Source organism: Catenulispora sp. EB89, assembly GCF_041261445.1.
Classification (GTDB): domain Bacteria; phylum Actinomycetota; class Actinomycetes; order Streptomycetales; family Catenulisporaceae; genus Catenulispora.
This window is the reverse complement of sequence record NZ_JBGCCU010000023.1, coordinates 23714-43781: the sequence shown is the minus strand read 5'-3', so window position 1 is coordinate 43781 and position 20068 is coordinate 23714. Positions and strand designations below refer to the sequence as shown.

Below are 20068 nucleotides of genomic sequence, written 5' to 3'. Positions count from 1 at the left end.
CTTGCGGCATCATGGGGCCTGGGAGGGAGCCGCTGTGGTCGCTGGATTGATCGACGCTTTGCACTTCGCGCACCCTGACGACGTCGCGGCGGTGCTGCACGGCATCGGCGACGCGCAGGTGGCTGAAGGGATCGCGCAGGCTTCGCTTCCTCTGTCCGCGGCGGTCAGCGATTTCGTGCTCGGACAACCTCCTTCCGCCGCGGCCGCCGCTGCCGCCGCGCTGGCCCGGAAGGCGCTGGCCGACGAGACCGTGGCCGACCCGGACGCCGTGCTGCGCGCACTCCTCCGTATGGCGGATCCGGCGGTCGACGAGGTGCTGGTCCGGACCGCGGGGAAGCGGTCGCGGGCCTGGATCCTGGCCGCGCTGGTGCGGGACCGGCGCGGGGCGGAGGGCCGGCCGGTCATCGCGCCGGGCGTGAAGAAGTTCCTGCGGAACCAGCTGGCGCGCACCGAGCGGCGGCACGCCGACCGGCACTCGCCGATGCCGGCGCGGATCGAGACCGACCTGACGGTGGCCGCGTGCTCCGCGGACGACATCGGGCTGGCGCTCACGGCGCTGCCGCTGGCCGTGCACCTGCGGCAGGTGGCCGCCGTGGTGCGGGGGCTGCGGACGCTGCGCGACGCCGGGATGCTGGCCGACGTGTGGCAGGACGAGCTGCGCGAGCGGGTCACCACGGTCCTGGCGGCCGGGGCGTCGTACTACGCGCCGTGGTGGGAGACGGTGCTCGCCTTCGGGGACACCGGCGACGACGCGGAGCTGGACAAGGCGCCGCGGCCGCTGCGCCTCGACAGCCTGCCGCCGGCCGAGGAGGCGGACTCCTGGACCGCGCCGAACACCGGGTCGCAGCACTACGCGATGCCGTGGGACGCGGTGTTGGCGTACGCGTCGGTGGTCGGCACCGGCGAGGAGTGGACGCAGGCCGGGCAGGCGACGTCGCGCGGCCTGGACGAGGCGGCGGCGCGCGAGGACGTGCCGGGGGACGTGCGGGAGCTGTTCGAGGCGCGGTATCCGCGTGCGGTGTTCTGGGCGGCGCGGCCGGATGTGGAGACGGTGCTGCGGGCGCACGCGGCGGCCGGGGCGCTGAACCCGGCGACGCGCCACTTCGCGACCCGCGAGCTGCTGCGCCGCGGCCTGCTGCACGGCTCGCTGAACGCGACGGAGGCGGTGGCGCACGCGGCCCCGGCGGCGGACGTGCTGGCCCTGGCGCTGCCCACGCCGCCGGGCCTGGCGGAGTACTACACGGCGAAGGGCAAGAACGGCTTCGCGCCGCACTTCGTCACCATCCCGCCGCAGGCCGAGGAGCGGTACCAGGCGGAGCTGCGTGCGGCGGTCGCCGAGGCGATCGGGCCGGACGCGGGGCGCTGGCTCCGGGTGCTGACGCGGGTCGCGGCGTGGGAGGGCAGCCTGGGCGGGCTGCTGGAGGCGGTGGACGCCGGGGCGCCGCTGCCGGCCCGGCGTGCCGGGCGGTGGCCGCGGGGGGTGGATCCGGCGGCGGTGTTGTTGGAGGTGGCGCCTGCGGGGGTGGTCGGGGCACTGGTGGAGGCGGCGGGGTTCGGCGGTGCTGAGGCGCCAGCCGGCACAGATCGACCGGCCGCGGAGCCGGTGCGATCATCCGACCCCGAAGTACGCGCCCTGATCGGCGTCCTCACCCGCGTCCTGGACCGCGGCCCCGAGCCCCGCTGGCTGCTGGACCTCGCGATCGGCCCGCACGGGACCCCGGCCATGCGGCTGGCCGCGGCGCGGAATCCGGCGGCGTCGGTCGGCACGCTGTGGCGCCTGGCCGACCGCGAGCCCGCGGAGCCCGGGGTGCTGGCGGCGGTGTATCAGCACCCGCTGGCCTCGCTGGAGCTGCGGATCGCGGTGGTGGTGCGTTCCGAGGCCGTCGGCGGCATCTACCCCGCGCTCGTGCAGCGCCTGGTGACCCGCTACGCCGAGCCCGCGCTGTTGCAGCCGGCCCTGGAGTCGCACGACCCGGAGTTGCTGCACGCCGTCCTCCGGCGCAGCAACCGCTCGCTGCAGACCGACCGCCGCATCGTCGCCTACGCGCGCCTGGCCGCGGCCGCCGGGCCGGAGCCGGTGTGGGCGCTGGAACTGGAGCGTGCCGGGAGTCTGGAGAAGATGCACGAGGCGGTGCGTGACTCGATGAGCGAGCACAGCGACGAGCCTCTGCGCGCGGCGGCGACCGGCATCGCGCGGCCGGATCCGGAGCGGGTGATCGCGCTGTGGGACGCCGGGTTCCAGCCCACGCGTCCGGTCACCGCCGACCTGGTCCGCCGGCATCTCGAAGGCCGCCCCGAGCGCTGGATGCGGCTCGCCGAGGACGGGGTCACGCTCCACGGCCTGCTCGCGGAGTTCGAGGGCATCACATCTGAGTACGCCGGCCAGCACCTGCCGCAGCCACGTCAGAGCTCCGACATGCCCGCGCCCCACACCCCGCGCGAGCCCAGGCCCCGCCTGAGCCAGACCCCGAGCCTGCTCCCGCCCCTCCCCCGCAGCGAGCCCCCGAAGCCGCCGGCCCCGTGAGCACTCCGACTCGTGCAATGGGCAACAGCCCAATCGGTTCGACCGACGGGCCGCGACATAGAAGACTTGTATCAGGCCGCAGTACCGCGCAGGAGGACGCCGCATGAAGACCGACGAGTCGGGCCGCCGCTCGCGCCGCCTGCCGGTCAGCGCCACCGACCGCAAGGCGCTGGCGGCGTGGCAGCCGGCCGAGCCGGCGACGATCGCCGAGGCCGTGCGGCTGAAGGAGGCGGCGCTCGTCGACTTCGGCATGGAGTCCTCGGCGGTGGCCGGGTGGATCTACTCCAAGTGCACGCACCAGATACCGACCACCGCCATCGACAGCGCGGCGGTGATGGCCGCCGGGGACGGCACCTGCCTGCTGCTGTTCAACCCGGACTTCTTCGTCGAGCTGGGGCTGGACGGGGTGAAGTTCGTGCTCTTCCACGAGGCGCGGCACCTGATCCAGCGGCACCTGTTCACCGAACCGGAGCTGCGCGAGGACCCGGTCTTCGACATCGCCATCGAGAGCACCATCAACCACGTCGCGCTGACCCGGCTGCGGCGGGACGCGCTGCCGGTGGTGGACGGCAAGCCGACCGGCGTGGACCCGCGCAAGATCTTCGCGAGCTACCGCGCGGACCTGACGGCGCAGGGCCTGAACCCGTTCCCGTACGAGGAGTTCATCCGCACCGACATGGGCTGCTACACCGAGCTGCGCCGGATGAAGCACCCGCCGAGCCCGCCGCCGATCTGCGTCCACGAGATCCTGCAGGAGCTGCAGGACGAGCTCGCCGACGCCGAGACCATCGAGCGGATCGGCAACGAGGTGCTGGCGAACGTGCTGCTGGCCGCCAAGCGCGGGGTGCGCGCGGCGCGCTCGGAGCTGCTGGACCTCATCGACCGCACTGACGGTGCCACCGACCGGCTCGCCAAGCTGTGGGGCGACCTGGGCGCCGGGATGATCCGCGGCCAGACGCAGAAGACCCGGCGGGTGGACTGGTGGCAGCGCTGGCTGGTGGACGTGCTGGCCTCCAAGCTGGCCGAGGGCGAGCGCCTGGTCTACCCGAAGAAGCGCGGGGCGGTGCTGGCCGCGCTCGGCGAGGACCCGATGCTGTCCCGGCGCGGGCCGGAGCGGCAGCGGGTGGTGGCGATCGCCGTGGACGCCTCCGGGTCGATGCCGCCGCCGGTGGTGGACTGGGTCGCCTCGCTGGTCGGGCAGCTGGACGGGGTCGAGGCGCACTGGCTGTCCTTCGACGCCGAGGTGGTGCCGTTCGCCCCGGGCGACCCGCTGGTCGGCGGCGGCGGGACCAGCTTCCAGGCGGTCGCCGACTACCTGGAGGGGCGCGCGCCGTCGGCGCGGACCGGGGAGCCGTTCGACGAGACGCTGGACGCCGTCATCATGGTGACCGACGGCATCGCCCCGCCCATCACGCCGGCCGAGCCCGACAAGTGGATCTGGCTGATCACCGAGCACGGCGACGACTGGCCCGAAGGGCACACACCGCAGATGGCCTGTCACAAGGTACGAACGGGGGACCGTTGAGCGAGCACACCACCGGCCAGACCGCCTGGGCGCCGGACGAGGAGCAGTTCACCGCCGGGTACGGCGGCGACCAGCTGCCGCGGCAGAGCGGGGGCGCCGGAGCGGGCGGCGCGGCCGGAAGCGCAGGGGCCGCCGGAGCCGCCGGGTCCGCCGGAGCCGCCGCGGGCCGGGCCGCCGCCCGGCCGTCGGCCCTGGAGGCGTTCATCGACGCGATGATCGACCTGGGCCAGACCGGGCAGATCTTCGGCGAGCACGGCATCGGCAAGACCGCGACGTTCGCCGCGCACATCAAGCAGGCTTACGACGACACCGAGCTGGTCTACGTCCCGGCCGCCAACCTGGCCCCCGACGACCTGCTGGTGAATGCCCCGGTCCGGGACCCGCGCACCGGCGAGCTGGTGCTCCGGCAGCTGGTGATGCGCCAGCTCAAGCCGGGCCGGCGGTTCGTGCTGCTGATCGACGACTCGCTGCAGGCGGGCCCGGCGATCCAGTCGCAGCTGATGCAGATCGCCTGCAACTGGACCCTCGGCGAGCACGACCTGCGCGCGCTGGGCTGCATCGGCGTCTTCCTGGCCGACAACGAGTCGCTGGCCGAGACCGCGGCCCGCCGCAGCGACTTCGCGATCCTGGACCGGATGGTCACCATCAGGGTGACGGCGAACGACACCGCGTGGCGCGACGCGCTGCGCCGCAAGTTCGGCCAGTTCGACCTGACCGGCGTGTTCCGCGTCTGGGCGGCGCAGCCCCCGGAGATCCGCCGCCTGCTCTCGCCGCGCACGCTGGAGCACATCCTGGCCAACGCCGCCGAGGGGTTCCCGCTGATCTGGGGCCTGCCGCTGCTCAACGGCACCCGGCTGCGGCTGGCGCTGCCGCCGGCCGAGGGTACGCGGGCCCAGGAGGCGGACCGCACCGCGGAGATCCTGGACGCGATCGCCGGGGCGCTGAACGTCCCGAACCGCTCGACGATCGCCGACCCGGTGCGCCGGCTGGTGCGCGCGGCGTTGAAGAACCGGTGGTGCGTGCTGGTGCAGGGCCCGCCCGGCTGCGGCAAGACCGAGGTGGTCAGGACGCTGATCCAGGAGGTGCTGCGCCGCGACCCGCTGTACTTCTCACTGCCGGTGACCAACGTCGAGGACCTGTGCGCCCCGGTGCCCTCCCCCGACGGCACCCTGGACAACCTGCTGGCCGCGGGCTTCACCGGCGACGAGCCCAAGGCCGTGGTGTGGGACGAGTACAACCGGCCGAAGGACAAGGCGGCGTTCGCCCGGCTGATGGAGATCACGCAGGAGTGGTCGGTGGCGGGGCGTCCGATCCGCGGCCTGCGGGCGCAGATCGCGTTGCAGAACCCGCCGTACCACGTGGGCCGCAAGCTGCTGGTCTCGCGCAACAACATCGCGCAGGCCTCCCGCTTCACCGCCTCGCTGGACATCACGCCGGAGGACATCCCGGCGAACGAGTGGCTGATCGCCAAGTACGGGCCGGTCGCCGAGACCGTCCTGGAGTGGTGGAAGAACGACATCGACGACGAGGGCCGCGCCTGGATCACCAAGCGCACCCTGGAGCGCCTGATCCGCCTGCACGGCCGCGGCCTGCCGCTGCAGCAGGGGCTGGTGTACCTCGGCGACGGCGAGTACGCGCCGGTCCCGCTGGGCGCGCTGACCGCGCGGCTGGCGGGATCGCAGCGCACCGGGCTGAAGGAGCTGGCCGCGGACGTCGACTCCTGGGAGCGCCGCCTGGCCCAGGCGGTCGCGGGCAACGCCGAGGGCGACGACGCCTCAGACGTGGTGCACCAGGTGTTCGCCAACGCGGAGCTGTCCCAGCTGAAGAAGCAGAAGGAGGTGGTGATCCGGCTCGCCACGCACCTCCCGCCGAAGCTGCGCGCCACCTACCTGGTGGGCGCCTCGGAGGACGCGCAGGCGTTCTGGGTCGGCATTCTCGCGGCTTGCAAGGCGCGGGAGGGTTCCGCCAGGATTCCGTGAACGGCCCCGTAGCGCAGAGGCAGGCGCACCGCTCAGATCCACTCAAGCGACGCGGGGAACGCCGGTTCGAATCCGGCCGGGGCCACCTGGGGAGGGCGAGGGCCGCATGGATCCGGAGGAACTGAGCCGCGCACTGTCGGCGCTGAGCGCCCTGCCGGTCGACGACCCGGTAAGGCTGCGCGTGGAGCGCGTCGCGGAGTCGTTCGTGCGCGACGGCCGCCGGCGCCGGCAGAAGGAGCAGCGGCTCCGGCGCGAGGCCGCGGACCGGGCGGTACTGGCGGCTTCGGCGACCGGGGCCGCCGGGCGACGCGAGGATGCGGCGCTGGCGGTGCCGGGGGCACGAGTGCCGGCTGCGGCGGGAGAGCTGGCGGCGGCGGGCACGCGGTCGGGCGAGTCGGCGGCGGAAGGTGCGCCAGGAATCGTGCACACAGCGCAGCAGGCGGGCACTCGGGCGAGCGGCTCGGCGGCGGCGGAAGGTGCGCCGGCTATCGGGCGTGCAACTCTGCGCACGGAAACGCGGGCGAGCGGCTCGGCGGCGGCGAACCAGGCGGCGGCGAGCGCGCAAGTGATCGAGCACACGGACCGGCAGGCGGCGATATCCCTGGTCGCGCCGAGCATGGCGGGCCCGGCGTCCGATTCCGTCGGCACCCTGCTGCGCCCCCGCCGCTGCTACGTCTGCAAGCAGCACTTCACCGAAGTCTCAGCCTTCTACCACCAGCTCTGCCCGGCCTGCGCGGCCAAGAACCTGGCGTGGCGCTCGGCCCGGACGCCGCTGGACGGCCGGCGGGCGCTGGTCACCGGCGGGCGGGTGAAGATCGGGTTCCAGGTGGCGCTCATGCTGCTGCGCGACGGGGCCGCGGTGCGGGTGGTCACGCGGTTTCCGCATGACGCCGTGCGGCGCTTCCGGGCGGTCGAGGACAGCACGAAGTGGCTCGACCGGCTGACCGTCACCGGGCTCGATCTGCGGGATCCGCGGCAGGTCGTCGAGCTCTGCGACGGGTTGCTGGCCGCCGGGGAACCGCTGGACGTCCTGATCAACAACGCGGCGCAGACCGTGCGGCGCCCCGAGTCCTCCTACGCGCCGCTGATCGCGGCCGATCGGCGGGCCGCGGCCGAGCTGGGCGGCGGGCTTCGGGAGCTGGCGCCGATCGCGGGGTATCGGGGTGCGAGTGCTGACGCGGTCCCGCACAGTCCCGAGCCGGCGGTCGACGAGAACGGCCTGCTCCCCGACCCCTCGCCGAGCAACTCCTGGTCCGCGGAGCTCGGCGGGCTCGACGCCGTCGAGCTCCTCGAGGTCCACCTCGTCAACGCCGTCGCCCCGGCGCTCCTGGCCGACCGGCTGCTGCCGCTGATGACCGGCTCGCCGTTCCCGCGCCGCTACATCGTGAACGTGACGGCCGTCGAGGGACGCTTCGAGGTGCGCAACAAGACCGCGGGCCATCCGCACACCAACATGGCGAAGGCCGCCCTCAACATGCTGACGCGCACCAGTGCCGAGGCGCTGGCCCGCCGCGGCGTCTACCTCAGCAGCGTGGACACCGGCTGGATCACCGACGAGAAGCCGATGCCGAGCAAGACCCGGCACGCCGAGTCCGGCTTCCGCACGCCGCTGGACATCGTCGACGGCGCGGCCCGGATCTACCATCCGATCGTCAGCGGCGAGAACGGCGAGCCGTTGTTCGGCGTGTTCCTGAAGGACTATCGGGCGGTGGCATGGTGAACGACTCCCCCGCACGCCCAGCACGCCCCGCCGAGGAGCTGGCGCCGGTCCTGGCCTGGCTGCGGCGCGGCGAGCCGGTCCGGGCCCGCACCGCGTTCCCCGCCGGGACCGCGCTTCCCGACGGCCGCCTCGACATGTGCAAGCAGGACCTCGGCCCGCTCGGCGCCGCCGCCGTGGCCGACGCCCTGCCCGAGGGCGGCGGCCCGGTGAGGCACCTGCTGCTCGGCACCGACGGGCTCGGCGACGGAGGCGTGGCCGCGGTGGCTCCGAAAGCCGTCGCCGCCCGCGTCGAAACGCTCTACCTGGGCTGCAACAACATCGGGGGCGGCGGCGTCTGCGAGATCGCGGGCCAGCTGATCGCCGCCCCCGGCGTGGTGAAGGCGCTGTGGCTGAAGCGGAACCCGGTCGGCGCGGACGGCGTGCGCGCCGTCGCCGAGACCGTCCGCGCCGGCACCGTCCTGCGCACGATCGATCTCACGCAGACCGGCCTGGCCGCGCCGGAGGTCGCCACTCTCGTCGACGCCATAATCGACGCCGGCAGCGGCGCCGCCAACGGCACCCACGCCATCGAACGCCTCTACCTCAGCGGCAACAAGCTCGGCGCCGAAGAAGCCCAGGAACTCGCCCGGATGCTGTCCGCGGGCGCGGTCGCAGAGCTCTACGTCTCAGCCGCGCGACTCGGCGACCCCGGCGCCCGACTCCTCGCCGCAGCGCTGCGCACCGCACCGCCCGGAGCCCTGCGGCGCCTCAGCGTGGCCAGTAACGGCATCGGCTCGGAAGCCCTCGCGGACCTGGTCGCGGCGGCCGCCACGGCTGGCGTCGAGCTGATCGACGCCGGCCGCGTGAAGGCCGCCGCCGTCCTGTCCGCCGCCGACAACCACCTCGACGAGTCCGGCGCCACGGCCATCGCCACCGCCCTCGCCGCTGCGCCCCACAGCCTCGCCTTCCTCAACCTCCGCTACACCGACCTGGGCAGCCCCGGCGCCCTCCGCCTCCTCGACGGCGCCCAGCGCGCCGCCACACCGACCCGCTTCATGCTCGGCACCGGCATCGCCAAGCGCGTGAAGAAGGAGCTCGCCGCGCTGGCCGCCGACATCCCGGCATCAGTGTTCGACGTCGCGCCCGACGTCCGCGCCATCCGCAGCGTCTACCGGACCGCGCCGCCGGCCTGAAGCGCCGACCTGACCCGAGGCCGTGACGGCGCGCACAGTGGCAACGACACCGCACTGCGCGCCGTCTAAGCTCGGCCCCATGTTCGCAGTGAGCGCCGTGCGCATCGACTCCAAGGACCCCCTCTCCGGCCTCGAGCTCGGGGAACGCGACGAGCCCGCGCCCCGCGCGGGCTGGACCGCCGTGACGGTCAAGGCCGCGTCCCTGAACCACCACGACCTGTGGACCCTGCGCGGCGTCGGCATCAGCGAGGACAAGCTGCCGATGGTCCTGGGGTGCGACGGCGCCGGGATCGACGAGGACGGCAACGAGGTGATCATCCACTCCGTGGTCGACCCGCGGGACGGCAAGCCGTCCATCCTCACCGAGGTCTACGACGGCACCTTCGCGCAGCGGGTCCTGGTCCCGAAGGCCAACCTGGTGCCCAAGCCCGCCGCGCTGTCCTGGGAGCAGGCCGCGTGCCTGCCCACCGCCTGGCTCACCGCCTACCGCATGCTCTTCCGCAACTCCGGCCTCAAGCCCGGTGACACGGTCCTGATCCAGGGCGCCGGCGGCGGGGTGGCGACCGCGGCGATCGTGCTGGCGCGGGCCGCCGGATTCCGGGTGTGGGCGACGTCGCGCAGCGAGGAGAAGCGCGCGCGGGCCGTGGAGCTCGGGGCGCACGCCGCGTTCGAGTCCGGGGCCCGGCTGCCGGAGCGCGTGGACGCCGTGCTGGAGACGGTCGGCGCCGCGACCTGGTCGCATTCGGTGAAGTCGCTGCGCCCGGAGGGCACGATCGTCATCTCCGGCGCGACCTCCGGCGCCATGCCGCCGGCCGAGCTGACCCGCATCTTCTTCCTCCAGCTGCGCGTCATCGGCTCCACCATGGGCTCGCTGGACGAGCTCAAGGCGCTGGCGAAGATGTGCGAGGTGACCGACGTGCGGCCGGTCATCGACTCGGTCCTGCCGCTGGCCGAGGCCCGGGCCGGCTTCGAGCGCATGGAGCAGGGCGAGGCGTTCGGGAAGATCGTCTTCACGGTGTGACCTCGACGATCCCGAGCCGCCGCGTCGCTCGGGTGAGCGCGACGTAGAGATCGTTCTCGCCGTGCGGGGCGGCGGCGATCGCAGCCGGGTCGACGACCAGCACCGTGTCGAACTCCAGCCCCTTCGCCTGGCGCACCGGCAGCACGACGGTGCGCCGCTCCAGGTCCGGGTCGGAGCCGTAGCCCGCCTCGGGCAGCAGCGCCGACACCGCCCCGGCGACCTCGGCGAGCCGCTCGTTCGGCACCAGCACCGCCATCCGGCCGGTGTCCCCGGCGCCGCCGCCGTCGGTGCCGATCCCGCCGCCGCCGTCGGCACCACCGCCGTCGGCACCACCGCCGTCGGCACCAACACCGTCGGCCCCGGCGGCCAGCGCCGAGTCCTCGCGCGCCGCCAGCTCGGCGACCTTCTCAGCGAGCGAGGACGCCGACACCGACACCCGCCACGGCTCCTCGCCGCTGGAGCGCACCGAGCGCGGCGGCTTGAGCTCGGGGTCGATGCGCTGGAGGACTTCGGCGGCGACCGCCATGATCTCCGAGGGGGTCCGGTAGTTCACCGTCAGCTCCGCCAGCCGCCACCGGTCGCCGACGTGCGGGGCCAGCACCTGGCCCCAGGACGCCGCGCCGGCCGGGTCGCCGGTCTGCGCCACGTCCCCGACCAGCGTCATCGACCGGGCCGGGCAGCGCCGCATCAGCAGCCGCCAGGCCATCGGCGAGAGCTCCTGCGCCTCGTCGACGATGACGTGCCCGAAGGTCCAGGTCCGGTCGGCCATCGCGCGGTCGGCCACGCTGCGCTCGTCGCGCTCCTCGAACCGCTCGGCCAGCATCTCGGCCGACACCAGGTCCACGGCGGTGACGATCTCCTCGCGCGGGTCTTCCAGGTCGATCGACCGGGAACCCTCGGCCACCTCCAGCGCGCCCTGCGCGTAGGCGATCCGGGCCCGGCGCTCCGCCTCGGCCCGCGCCGCCGCCTCGGCGGTGTCGGAGTCGCCCAGCAGCTCCGCGGCCTCGTCCAGCAGCGGGATGTCGGCCGCCGACCAGCCGCCGGGGGTGCGGACCAGCAGGTCGATCTCGGCGTCCGTCAACAGCGGAGCGCCGGCGCCTTCACCGGAGCCTGCGAAAACTCCGCCGACCTCCTCCACCGCCTCCCGCAGCAGCTCCGGCGTGGCGAACAGCTCGGCCAGCATCCGCTGCGGCGTGAGCTGCGGCCACAGCCAGTCCAGCGCCTCCTGCACGCTCGGCTCCTCTACCAGCGACGCCGCGATCTGCTCGCGGTCCGCCCGACCGAGGAACACCCCGTCGGCCATCTCCGCCGGGTCCTCGCCGAGCTCCTCGGCGATCAGGTTCACCATCGCCAGCGTCTCCTGGCGGTGCGGATCGTCGTTCAGCCGGTCCACGACCTGCCCGGCGAGGGCGTCGACGACGTACTCGGCGAAGGCCTTGCGGCCCAGGTTGGGCAGCCGGCTCGCCTTGCGCCCCAGCTCGCGCGCGGCGATGCAGGTCTCGCGGTCCAGGCGGTACTTCACGCCCTCGTACACGACCTCCAGCACGTCCTCGGGCACCCGCTGCCGGGCCCGCACCGCACCGGCGATCAGCTCCGCCATCGCCGCCCGGCCCTTGATCTCGGCGACCTCCGCCGAGTCGGCGCGCGAGGCCCGCACGCCCGGGAACATCTCCCCGACCGTGGCCAGCACCGCGCTGGTCTCCCCCAGCGCCGGCAGCACGTGCGAGACGTAGCGCAGGAAGGTCGGGTTCGGCCCGACGATCAGCACGCCGCGCTTGGCCAGCCGCTCGCGGTAGGTGTAGAGCAGGTAGGCCGCGCGGTGCAGCGCCACCGCGGTCTTGCCGGTCCCCGGGCCGCCCTGCACCACCAGGACCCCGCGCAGCTCCGAGCGGATCGCGTGGTCCTGCTCGGCCTGGATGGTCTCCACCACGTCGCGCATCCGCCCGGTGCGGCCGGCGGTCAGGGCGGCCAGCAGCGCGCCCTCGCCGACCAGGCCGGAGGCGTCGCCGTCGGCCGCCACGTCCAGATCCAGGACGTCGTCGTCGACCCCGACGACGGTCCGGAACCGGGTCCGGATGCTGCGCCGCCGCCGTACGCCCTGCGGCGCCGCGGAGGTCGCCACGTAGAACGGCCGCGCCGCAGGGGCCCGCCAGTCCAGGAGCAAGGGCTCGAAGTCGCCGTCGTCGTCCAGGATGCCGATCCGGCCGACGTAGCGGCGCTCACCGTCGTCCAGGTCCAGCCGGCCGAAGCAGAGCCCTTCCTCGGCGGCGTCCAGCTGCGACAGCCGGCCCGCGCCGACCGATGCCATGCCGTCGCGCTCGGTCCGGGCCTGCTGGGTGCCGCCGGAAGCCTGAAGCACCCCCGCGAGCTGGCCCGCGACGTGCGCGCGCAGGGCGTCGAGGCGGGTGTACAGGAGATCCAGATAGCGCTGTTCGTGGAGGATTTCTTCCGTGCCCCTTGACAAAACGCCTCCCGCTGCCTCAGAATCAAGCACGTACCAGTTTTCTGGTTATGTGATTGTGCCCGAAAACTCTACGATAGCAGATGCCATCGTCAGAGCCTTCGGGCCTGTTTTGTTTCCGGGCTTCGCCGGTTCCGGCAGCTTCGGCCGGCGGATTGTTCAGCCGGCCGTGACCAACTCCTCCACCTCGGCCAGCGCCTCGGCCTCCGCCTCGCTGTGCACGTTGCGGGTCCGCAGCGCGATGACCGCCGCGCACGCCACCGCGACCGCGCAGGCCGTCAGCGCCCAGGACAGGCCGGAGGTCATCGCCGCCGCGGGTGAGACGCCGGCCTTCAGCTCGTGGTTCAGCCGCGCCGTGGAGATCGCCGCGAAGATCGCCAGCCCCAGCGCACCGCCGACCTGCTGCGAGGCGTTCAACAGCGCCGCGGCCAGGCCCGCCTGGTGGTGCGGGACGCCGGCGTTGGCCGCCGTCGAGACGCCGACGAACAGCAGCCCGAGCCCGACCGCCATGATCACCATGCCCGGCAGCAGGCCGCTGACATAAGAGCCGTGCACCTTCAGCTGGGCCAGCAGGTAGATGCCGACCGACGCGATCGCGGCGCCGGTCACCACCACCGGCCGGGTGCCGACCTTGGCGATCAGCTTCGGCGCCGCCCCGGCCCCGATCCCGACCGCCACGGTGATCGGCACGTAGGCCAGGCCGGCGCGGATCGGCGAGTAGCCCTCGACGTTCTGCATGTAGAGCGTCAGGAAGAAGAACAGCGAGATGAAGCCCGCGACCCCGACCAACTGCGTCACGTCGGCGGCGACCAGGCCCCGGATCCGGAAGACCGACAGCGGCAGCAGCGGATTGCGGCTGAAGCGCTCGTTGATGATGAACACCACCAGCAGCACTCCCGCCCCGGCCAGCTCCAGAATCGTCCGACTCGACCCCCAACCCTGGTCGGGCGCCTTCACCAGGCCGAACACCAGCAGCAGCATGCCCGCGGTGACCAGGAACGCGCCGACGAGGTCCAGGCCCTTGAAGGAGACCCGCTTGTCTTCGGGCTCGAACATGCGCAGCGCACCCACCATGATCACGACGGACAGCGGCGGGTTCACGAACATCACCCAGCGCCACCCCGGCCCGTCGGTGAGCAGCCCGCCGGCCAGCACGCCGACCGCGGAGGCGAGCCCGGCGACCGCGCCCCACACCCCGAAGGCCTTGGTGCGGTCCTGACCCTCCTTGAACGTGGTGGTGAGCAGCGACAGGGCGGCGGGCATCATCAGGGCCGCCCCGACGCCCTGCGTCAGCCGCGCGCCGACCAGCAGCCCGGCGCTGTTCGCGAAGCCGCCGGCCAGCGAGGCGACGCCGAACACCGTGGTCCCGGCGAGCAGCACCCGGCGCCGTCCGAACAGGTCCGCGGCGCGGCCGCCGAGCAGCATGAAGCCGCCGTAGGTGAGCAGGTAGCCGCTGGTCACCCACTGCAGGTTCTGGGTGCTGAAGTGCAGGTCCTCGCGGATCGAGGGCAGGGCCACGTTCACGATCGAGGCGTCGACCAGATCCAGGAACGCGACACCGCACAACAACAGCAGAATGAGCTTGCCTCTGCCGGTTGATAGGAAGGATGCAGACACGGGAGACCCCCTCCGGTACGCTTTATTTTGAGTTTCGTACGTTACGAAGAAGGTATCATATGAGTTCCGTACCATCTACCGGGGCTGCGGGCTCCCGCGAACGCCGCCGGACCATGAACCAGATCACGGACACCATCCGCGAGATGGGCGTGGTGATGACGGTGCTCAACCTGCGGGCCGGGGAACAGGTGGGGCTGCGGGACGTCGAGCTGAAGGCGCTGGACGTCCTGATGCGCGACGGCGCGATGAGCGCCAAGGCGCTCGGCCAGCGGCTGGGGATCCACCCGGCGACCATGACCGGGATCCTGGACAAGCTGGAGAAGTCCAGCTGGGTGACCCGCGAGCGCAGTCCCGAGGACCGGCGCGTGGTGCTCATCGAGCCGGTGCGCGAGCGGGTCGGGGAGATCGTGCGGCTGTTCACCGGGATGAACACGATGGCGGTCGGGCTGCTGGACCGCTACGACGACGAGAAGCTGGAAGCGATCGCCGGGTTCCTGGACTCGATGGTGACCATGGCCAAGGAGGCTTCGAAGGAGTGGGGAGCATGACGGCACCGGACTCGACATCCCTGAGCAAGGACACGACGATCGTGTCGAACGCGCGCTTCAAAGTGCCCGAGGAGTGGCGCGCCGACTTCGAGCGCGTGGCCGCCGAGCTGGTCGCGCGTTCTGAGAAGGAGCCGGGGACGTTGACGTACCGGTTCTTCCGCGGCGCTCCCGGCGACTACGCGGCGATCGAGGAGTATGCGGACGCTGAGGCGGTGGACACCCACCAGGCGGCCAACCAGGACCTGCTGGCCCGCGTCTTCGAGTACGCGGACGAGTACTGGATCAACGTGCATGGCGCGGTCGGAACGGAGCTCCGCGAGTGGGCTCGGGATGCCGCGGGGGTCAACCTGTTCGAGGAGCCGCTCTAGAGCCGCCTTTGCCTGTTCCGCGCCTAGATGATTGAGTCCAAGGGATACCTGCGGACATGAGGCGAGGGAGTCCATGGTCGGTGTGTGAAGACTGACTTGGACTCCCTCGCTACCGCACTGTACGTGAAGACCGATGACCTGCTGAAGGGTTCGCCGCAATTGGCGCCGTGGCGGCCGCTGGTGGGGATCACGCCCCGGCTGTCGGATGCCGAACTGGTCACCTTGGCGGTGATGCAGGCGCTGCTCGGGTTCGTCTCCGAGGCCCGGTGGCTACGGTATGCAGGCTCCCACCTGCGTCATCTGTTCCCGTACCTGCCCGGCCAGTCCGGCTACAACAAGCGTCTGCGCCGGGCCGCCGGCCTGATCCGCAGCTGCGTCCGGGCGCTGGCGATCGACACCACAAGGTGGACCGACGACGTGTGGGTCGTTGACTCCACCCCGGTGGAATGCGGCCGGTCACGGGAGACCGCCAAGCGCTCCGAGCTGGCCGGATGGGCCGAGTACGGCTACTGCGCCAGCCACAGCCGCTTCTTCTGGGGCCTGCGGCTGCACCTGGTGTGCACCCTTGGCGGACTGCCGATCGCATTCGCGCTGACCGGCGCCAAAGCCAACGAGCAACAGACTCTGCTGGACATTCTGGCAGCCGAACCCGTGTTGCTGGCCGATCGGCCCGGTCAGACGGTCATTGGCGACAAGAACTACTTCGGACGGGCCTTCGAGGCCCAGTTGGCCGATGCCGGAGCAGTGCTGCTGCGCCAAGCGCGCAAGGGCGAACAGCCGCGACCTGGCGCAGCCCTGTTCAAACCGCTGCGCCAGGTCATCGAATCGATCAACCAGACATTCAAGGGGCAGCTTGACCTGGAACGCCACGGCGGACGCACCATACCCGGCGTCATAGCCCGCATCCTGCAGCGGATCCTCGCACTCACCGCCGCGATCTGGCACAACGACCACGCCGGCGCCCCGATCCACCGCTCACTGACCGCCTACGACCACTGAGCCCTTGGACTCAACCATCTAGTCCATGTGCGGGTAGCGGTGGTCGGTCGGCGGGCCGAACGTCTCCTTGATCGAGCGCGTGGACGTCCAGCGCATCAGGTTCTGCGCCGAGCCTGCCTTGTCGTTCGTTCCCGAGGACTTCGACCCGCCGAAGGGCTGCTGGCCGACCACGGCGCCGGTCGGCTTGTCGTTGATGTAGAAGTTGCCGGCGGCGAAGCGCAGCACGCTCATCGCCTCGGCGACGGCCGCGCGGTCCTGCGCGATGATCGAGCCGGTGAGGGCGTAGTCGGTGACGCCTTCGACGCCGTGCAGGACGCGGTCGTAGTCGCTGTCGTCGTAGACGTACACCGACAGCAGCGGGCCGAAGTACTCGGTCGAGAAGATCTCGTGCTCAGGGTTCGTGCACACCATCACGGTCGGGCGCACGAAGTAGCCGACGGAGTCGTCCGCGGTGCCGCCGGCGGCGATGCGGATGGTGTCGTCGGCGTGCGCGATGTCCAGGACCCGGCGGTGCTTGGCGAAGGCCCGGGCGTCGATGACCGCGCCCATGAAGTGCGCCAGGTCGGTCGGGTCGCCCATGCTCAGGGCGTCGACCTCGGCGGAGAACTCCTCGCGGAGCCCCGCGCCGTGCCACAGCGAGCGCGGGATGTAGGCGCGGGAGGCGGCCGAGCACTTCTGGCCCTGGTACTCGAACGCGCCGCGGGTCAGCGCCGTCTTCAGCACCGCCTTGTCGGCGCTGGGATGCGCCAGGACGAAGTCCTTGCCGCCGGTCTCGCCGACGATGCGCGGGTAGGCGCGGTAGGCCGCGATGTTCTCGCCGACGACCCGCCACAGGTGCTGGAAGGTGGCGGTCGAGCCGGTGAAGTGGATGCCCGCCAGGTGCGGATCGGCGAGCACCACCTCGGAGACCGCCAGGCCGTCCCCCGGCAGCATGTTGATCACGCCGGGCGGCAGGCCCGCGGCCTCCAGCAGGCGCATGGTGAAGTGCGCGGCGAGCTGCTGCGTCGGCGACGGCTTCCAGATGACGGTGTTGCCCATCAGCGCCGGGGCGGTCGGCAGGTTGCCGGCGATGGCGGTGAAGTTGAAGGGCGTGATCGCGTAGACGAAACCGTCCAGGGGGCGGTGGTCGCTGCGGTTCCACACGCCGTGGGCGTTCTCCGGCGGCTGCTCGGCGAGGATCTGCCGGGCGAACTCGGCGTTGAAGCGCCAGAAGTCGATGAGCTCGCAGGCACTGTCGACCTCGGCCTGGACCGCGGTCTTGGACTGGCCGAGCATGGTGGCGGCGTTGAGCCTCGCGCGCCAGGGGCCGGAGAGCAGGTCCGCGGCCTTGAGGAGGATCGCGGCACGGTCGTCGAAGGAGAGCGCGCGCCAGGCCGGGGCGGCTTCGCGGGCCGCGGCGACGGCGGCGCGGGCGTCGTCCTGGGTGGCGTTGCGGAGCGTGCCGAGGACAGCCTCGTGGTGGTGCGGCTGGACCACGTCGACCGGGTCGCCGCCACCGGGGCGCCGGACGCCGCCGATGGTCGCGGTCAGGTCGTGGTGCCGGCCCGCCAGGTCGGCCAGCTCCGCGGTGAGGGCGGCACGCTCGGGCGTCCCCGGCGCGTAGGTCAGCACCGGCTCGTTGTACGGGACGGGGACCTTCGTGGCGCCGGTGACGGGGTCGTGCTCATTCGCGTGCGCAGCCATGTCCGCATCCCACCGCGACCGGGAACGGCGCGCCACACCACTGCGCCGATCGACGTACCGGCTCAGCCCTCGCCGGCCGCCGCCTCGGCCACGACCTCGTCGATCAGCGCCACCGCGGCGGTCAGGCTGTCCGCTATCGGCGCCCCGGCGGCCTGCAACGACCGCGCGGCGGCGAACCCGCCGGAGTAGAGGATCACATGCGCCCCGACACTGGCGGCAGCGGCGGCGTCGTCAGGCGAGTCGCCGATGAGCACCACCCGCGCCGGGTCCACACCCAGGCGCGCCAGATGGTCCCGCAGGTGCTCCCCCTTGCGCGCCGGCCGCGGCGGCGTGGTGCCCTGCACCAGGTCGAAGTACCGGTCGATGCCGTGGTGCCGGACCACGGGCACGAGCTTGTCGTCGTGGTACATCGACAGCAGCGACTGCGAATGCCCGCGCCCGGACCACTCCCGGAACAGGTCGGGCAGCCCGTCGGAGAGCCGAGCCTCCCGCTCGTAGGCCACGTAGTACTTGTGGAAGGTGGCGTCCAGCGCCTCCCACTCCTCGTCCTCAGGCTCATGGCCAAGGATGTCGGCGTAGAAGGAGCGGATCGGCATCTTGATCTGCGTGCGGTACTGGTCGGCCGTTATCGCCGGCAGCCCGTGGTCGCTGAACGAGTCGTTCGTGGAGCGCAGGATGATCTCGAAGTCGTTCAGGACGGTGCCGTTCCAGTCCCAGACGAGGTGCAGCGGTTCACGATTCTTCGGCACGATCACCTGGACAGGCTATCGGCGGGCGGCAAGGGATTTTGGTGCTTGCGGGTGACGCTTTTGTTAACCAGTGGGACTGTGCGGGTTGGTGATCTCGGCCGCGCGCCCGCCACCTGACCCCGCCTACCCCAGCAGGTCCGGCAGCTCCTGCGTCGCGTACCAAAGCAGCTCGTGGTCGTCGATCCCGTCCACGGTGAACGACGCGTCCTCGTCGCCGGCCTCGGCGGCGCCGAGCAGCACCACGGCGAGCGCCACCTCGTCGATGACGCCGGGGTCGTCGACGTGCAGGGAGGCCACCCAGGACAGGGGGATCTCGGTGTTGACGCGGACCAGGCCGGGTTCGGCGCCGTCCAGGACCGGCTGGGCGTGGGTGTCGGGCACCTCGGCCGCCACCACCACGCGGCGGCGGGGTGACTCGGGGGCCTCGGCCAGCAGGCGTAGGGAGGCGCGCGCGGCGTCGGTCAGGGCGGCGTACTCCAACTCCTCGCTGTCCCCTTCGGTGTACCACTCGCGCAGCGCGGGGGTGACCGCGTACGCCGTCAGCGGCGCGGGGGTGATACGGCCCGTCTTGTGGAGCTCGGCGAGCACTGACAGGGTCGCGGGAAGGTAGACGCGCATTGCGCCATTATCCCCTTCTGCCGTGCGGTGGAGTGCGCCGCGCCGTGGAGCGCTATAGCGAAGTTCTACGGGAGGGTGCGCTGGGCATCGATCTGCTCGCGGGTGGTGCGCATCGCGGTCTCCAGAACCTGCGGGCGGCGGTCGCCGTCCATCACGTTCAGGCCGATGGCCTCGAAGTCGTCCGCGGTCGGGCAGAAGACGATCACCTTGGTGCCGTCCGCGCGCACCTTCTGTGCCTCCACCAGCATCCGCCGTGTCACAGCCCTTCTATAGCGGCGCGCCACACGCTCCATGACGCTGTGCGGCGGGCCGTTGAAGCCGCGCACCGCCATCGGTGCCAGGACGTAGAGCTCGTCGAGCGGTGCCTCGCCGATCTCCTGGAAGCTCTGCTTGGCGGCCACGTCCACGTTGGTCGCGGACCACATGCCGCCGTCCACGTAGCGGCGCCCGTCGATGATGATCGGGGCGAACCAGCCGGGGATCGCGCAGGAGGCGGTCACGGCCTCGGCCAGCGTGGTGTGCGGGGCCCGCGGGCTCCCGAAGGTCACACGCTCGCCGGTGGTGAAGTCCAGCGCCACGACGCGCAGCGCCTTGTGCGGCGACCAGCCGTCGGCGGTCCGGGGCAGGGCCTCGACGAGCTCTCCGACGCCGCCGAGGGAGCCCCGGCCGGGCGGCATGGCGGCGGCCATGACCGCGGTCGGGGGCACGGAGCGGGGGTGGCGCGCGGTCCGCGCCAGCAGCGGCCCGGAGCCCAGGCGCAGCTTGGGACGCTCCGGATGCGCGCCGCCGGCCGCGGTGGCGTAGTCGAACTCCACGCCGGTCAGCGGGCCCTGCTCGATCCGGCCGGTGAGCTGGTGCTCGTGCAGGTCCTCGGGGCTGGCGCCGGCGCCGATCAGCGCGGCCATGACCGCGCCGGCGGACGTCCCGACGATCATCTCGGCCGCCCGCGGATCCCAGTCGATCGCCTCGCTGAGCACCGTCAGCGACCCGACCATCCAGGCCGCGCCGAGCATGCCCCCGCCGCCCAGGACCAGGCCGCGCCGCACTGCCGTGGAGGCCATCGCTTCTCTCCCGTCGCCGGTGA

The 20068-nt window shown here is 72.5% G+C and carries 15 protein-coding genes and 1 tRNA gene; 10 read left to right on the top strand and 6 right to left on the bottom strand.

Features of this window, described 5'->3' with window-relative positions; translation table 11 throughout:
- Positions 1-34 precede the first annotated feature (34 nt).
- From ABH920_RS36685 to ABH920_RS36655, 7 genes are all read left to right on the top strand, one after another.
- Positions 35-2524, top strand: coding sequence for a hypothetical protein (locus ABH920_RS36685; protein WP_370353874.1), 2490 nt, complete (start codon positions 35-37; stop codon positions 2522-2524).
- Positions 2525-2627: 103 nt separating this feature from the next.
- Positions 2628-4049, top strand: coding sequence for a hypothetical protein (locus ABH920_RS36680; protein WP_370353873.1), 1422 nt, complete (start codon positions 2628-2630; stop codon positions 4047-4049).
- A complete protein-coding gene (locus ABH920_RS36675; protein WP_370353872.1) occupies positions 4046-6028 on the top strand; it encodes an AAA family ATPase in 1983 nt (660 codons plus the stop codon). The genes ABH920_RS36680 and ABH920_RS36675 overlap by 4 nt, the downstream gene beginning before the upstream one ends.
- A gap of 2 nt (positions 6029-6030) precedes the next feature.
- A tRNA-OTHER gene (locus tag ABH920_RS36670) sits at positions 6031-6113 on the top strand.
- Positions 6114-6134: 21 nt separating this feature from the next.
- Positions 6135-7748, top strand: a complete 1614-nt coding sequence (locus ABH920_RS36665; protein ID WP_370353871.1) for an SDR family NAD(P)-dependent oxidoreductase — start codon at positions 6135-6137, stop codon at positions 7746-7748.
- Complete coding sequence (locus ABH920_RS36660; RefSeq protein ID WP_370353870.1) at positions 7742-8920, top strand: ribonuclease inhibitor; 1179 nt, start codon at positions 7742-7744, stop codon at positions 8918-8920. Before ABH920_RS36665 ends, ABH920_RS36660 begins: the two co-directional genes overlap by 7 nt.
- A 79-nt stretch (positions 8921-8999) precedes the next feature.
- Positions 9000-9941 carry a zinc-binding dehydrogenase gene (locus ABH920_RS36655; RefSeq protein ID WP_370353869.1) on the top strand — a complete coding sequence of 314 codons (942 nt, stop codon included), beginning with the start codon at positions 9000-9002 and terminating at the stop codon, positions 9939-9941.
- Here ABH920_RS36655 and ABH920_RS36650 read toward each other — a convergent pair.
- Positions 9931-12405: an ATP-binding domain-containing protein gene (locus ABH920_RS36650; RefSeq protein WP_370353867.1), complete on the bottom strand. Its 2475-nt coding sequence runs from the start codon at positions 12403-12405 to the stop codon at positions 9931-9933. The two genes, ABH920_RS36655 and ABH920_RS36650, sit on opposite strands and share 11 nt — an antisense overlap.
- Before the next feature lie 156 nt (positions 12406-12561).
- Positions 12562-14019: an MFS transporter gene (locus ABH920_RS36645; RefSeq protein ID WP_370353866.1), complete on the bottom strand. Its 1458-nt coding sequence runs from the start codon at positions 14017-14019 to the stop codon at positions 12562-12564.
- Positions 14020-14078: 59 nt separating this feature from the next.
- On the opposite strand from ABH920_RS36645, the gene ABH920_RS36640 reads away from it, so the two are divergent.
- From ABH920_RS36640 to ABH920_RS36630, 3 genes are all read left to right on the top strand, one after another.
- Positions 14079-14567, top strand: coding sequence for a MarR family winged helix-turn-helix transcriptional regulator (locus ABH920_RS36640; protein WP_370353865.1), 489 nt, complete (start codon positions 14079-14081; stop codon positions 14565-14567).
- Positions 14564-14935 carry a putative quinol monooxygenase gene (locus ABH920_RS36635; RefSeq protein ID WP_370353864.1) on the top strand — a complete coding sequence of 124 codons (372 nt, stop codon included), beginning with the start codon at positions 14564-14566 and terminating at the stop codon, positions 14933-14935. The genes ABH920_RS36640 and ABH920_RS36635 overlap by 4 nt, the downstream gene beginning before the upstream one ends.
- A gap of 84 nt (positions 14936-15019) precedes the next feature.
- Entirely contained in the window at positions 15020-15934 is a 915-nt protein-coding gene (locus tag ABH920_RS36630) for an IS982 family transposase (protein WP_370353863.1), read from the top strand.
- Positions 15935-15952: 18 nt separating this feature from the next.
- Here ABH920_RS36630 and pruA read toward each other — a convergent pair whose 3' ends face one another.
- The 4 genes from pruA to ABH920_RS36610 all read right to left on the bottom strand — a co-directional run bounded on the left by pruA (position 15953) and on the right by ABH920_RS36610 (position 20045).
- On the bottom strand, positions 15953-17617 hold the full coding sequence (gene pruA / locus ABH920_RS36625; RefSeq protein WP_370353862.1) for an L-glutamate gamma-semialdehyde dehydrogenase: 1665 nt from the start codon (positions 17615-17617) through the stop codon (positions 15953-15955).
- Positions 17618-17679: 62 nt separating this feature from the next.
- Entirely contained in the window at positions 17680-18372 is a 693-nt protein-coding gene (locus ABH920_RS36620; protein ID WP_370353861.1) for an HAD family hydrolase, read from the bottom strand.
- A gap of 117 nt (positions 18373-18489) precedes the next feature.
- Positions 18490-18984, bottom strand: a complete 495-nt coding sequence (locus ABH920_RS36615) for a hypothetical protein (protein ID WP_370353860.1) — start codon at positions 18982-18984, stop codon at positions 18490-18492.
- Positions 18985-19049: 65 nt separating this feature from the next.
- Positions 19050-20045 (bottom strand): patatin-like phospholipase family protein, encoded by a 996-nt coding sequence (locus ABH920_RS36610; RefSeq protein ID WP_370353859.1) that lies wholly within the window; start codon positions 20043-20045, stop codon positions 19050-19052.
- Positions 20046-20068 lie beyond the last annotated feature (23 nt).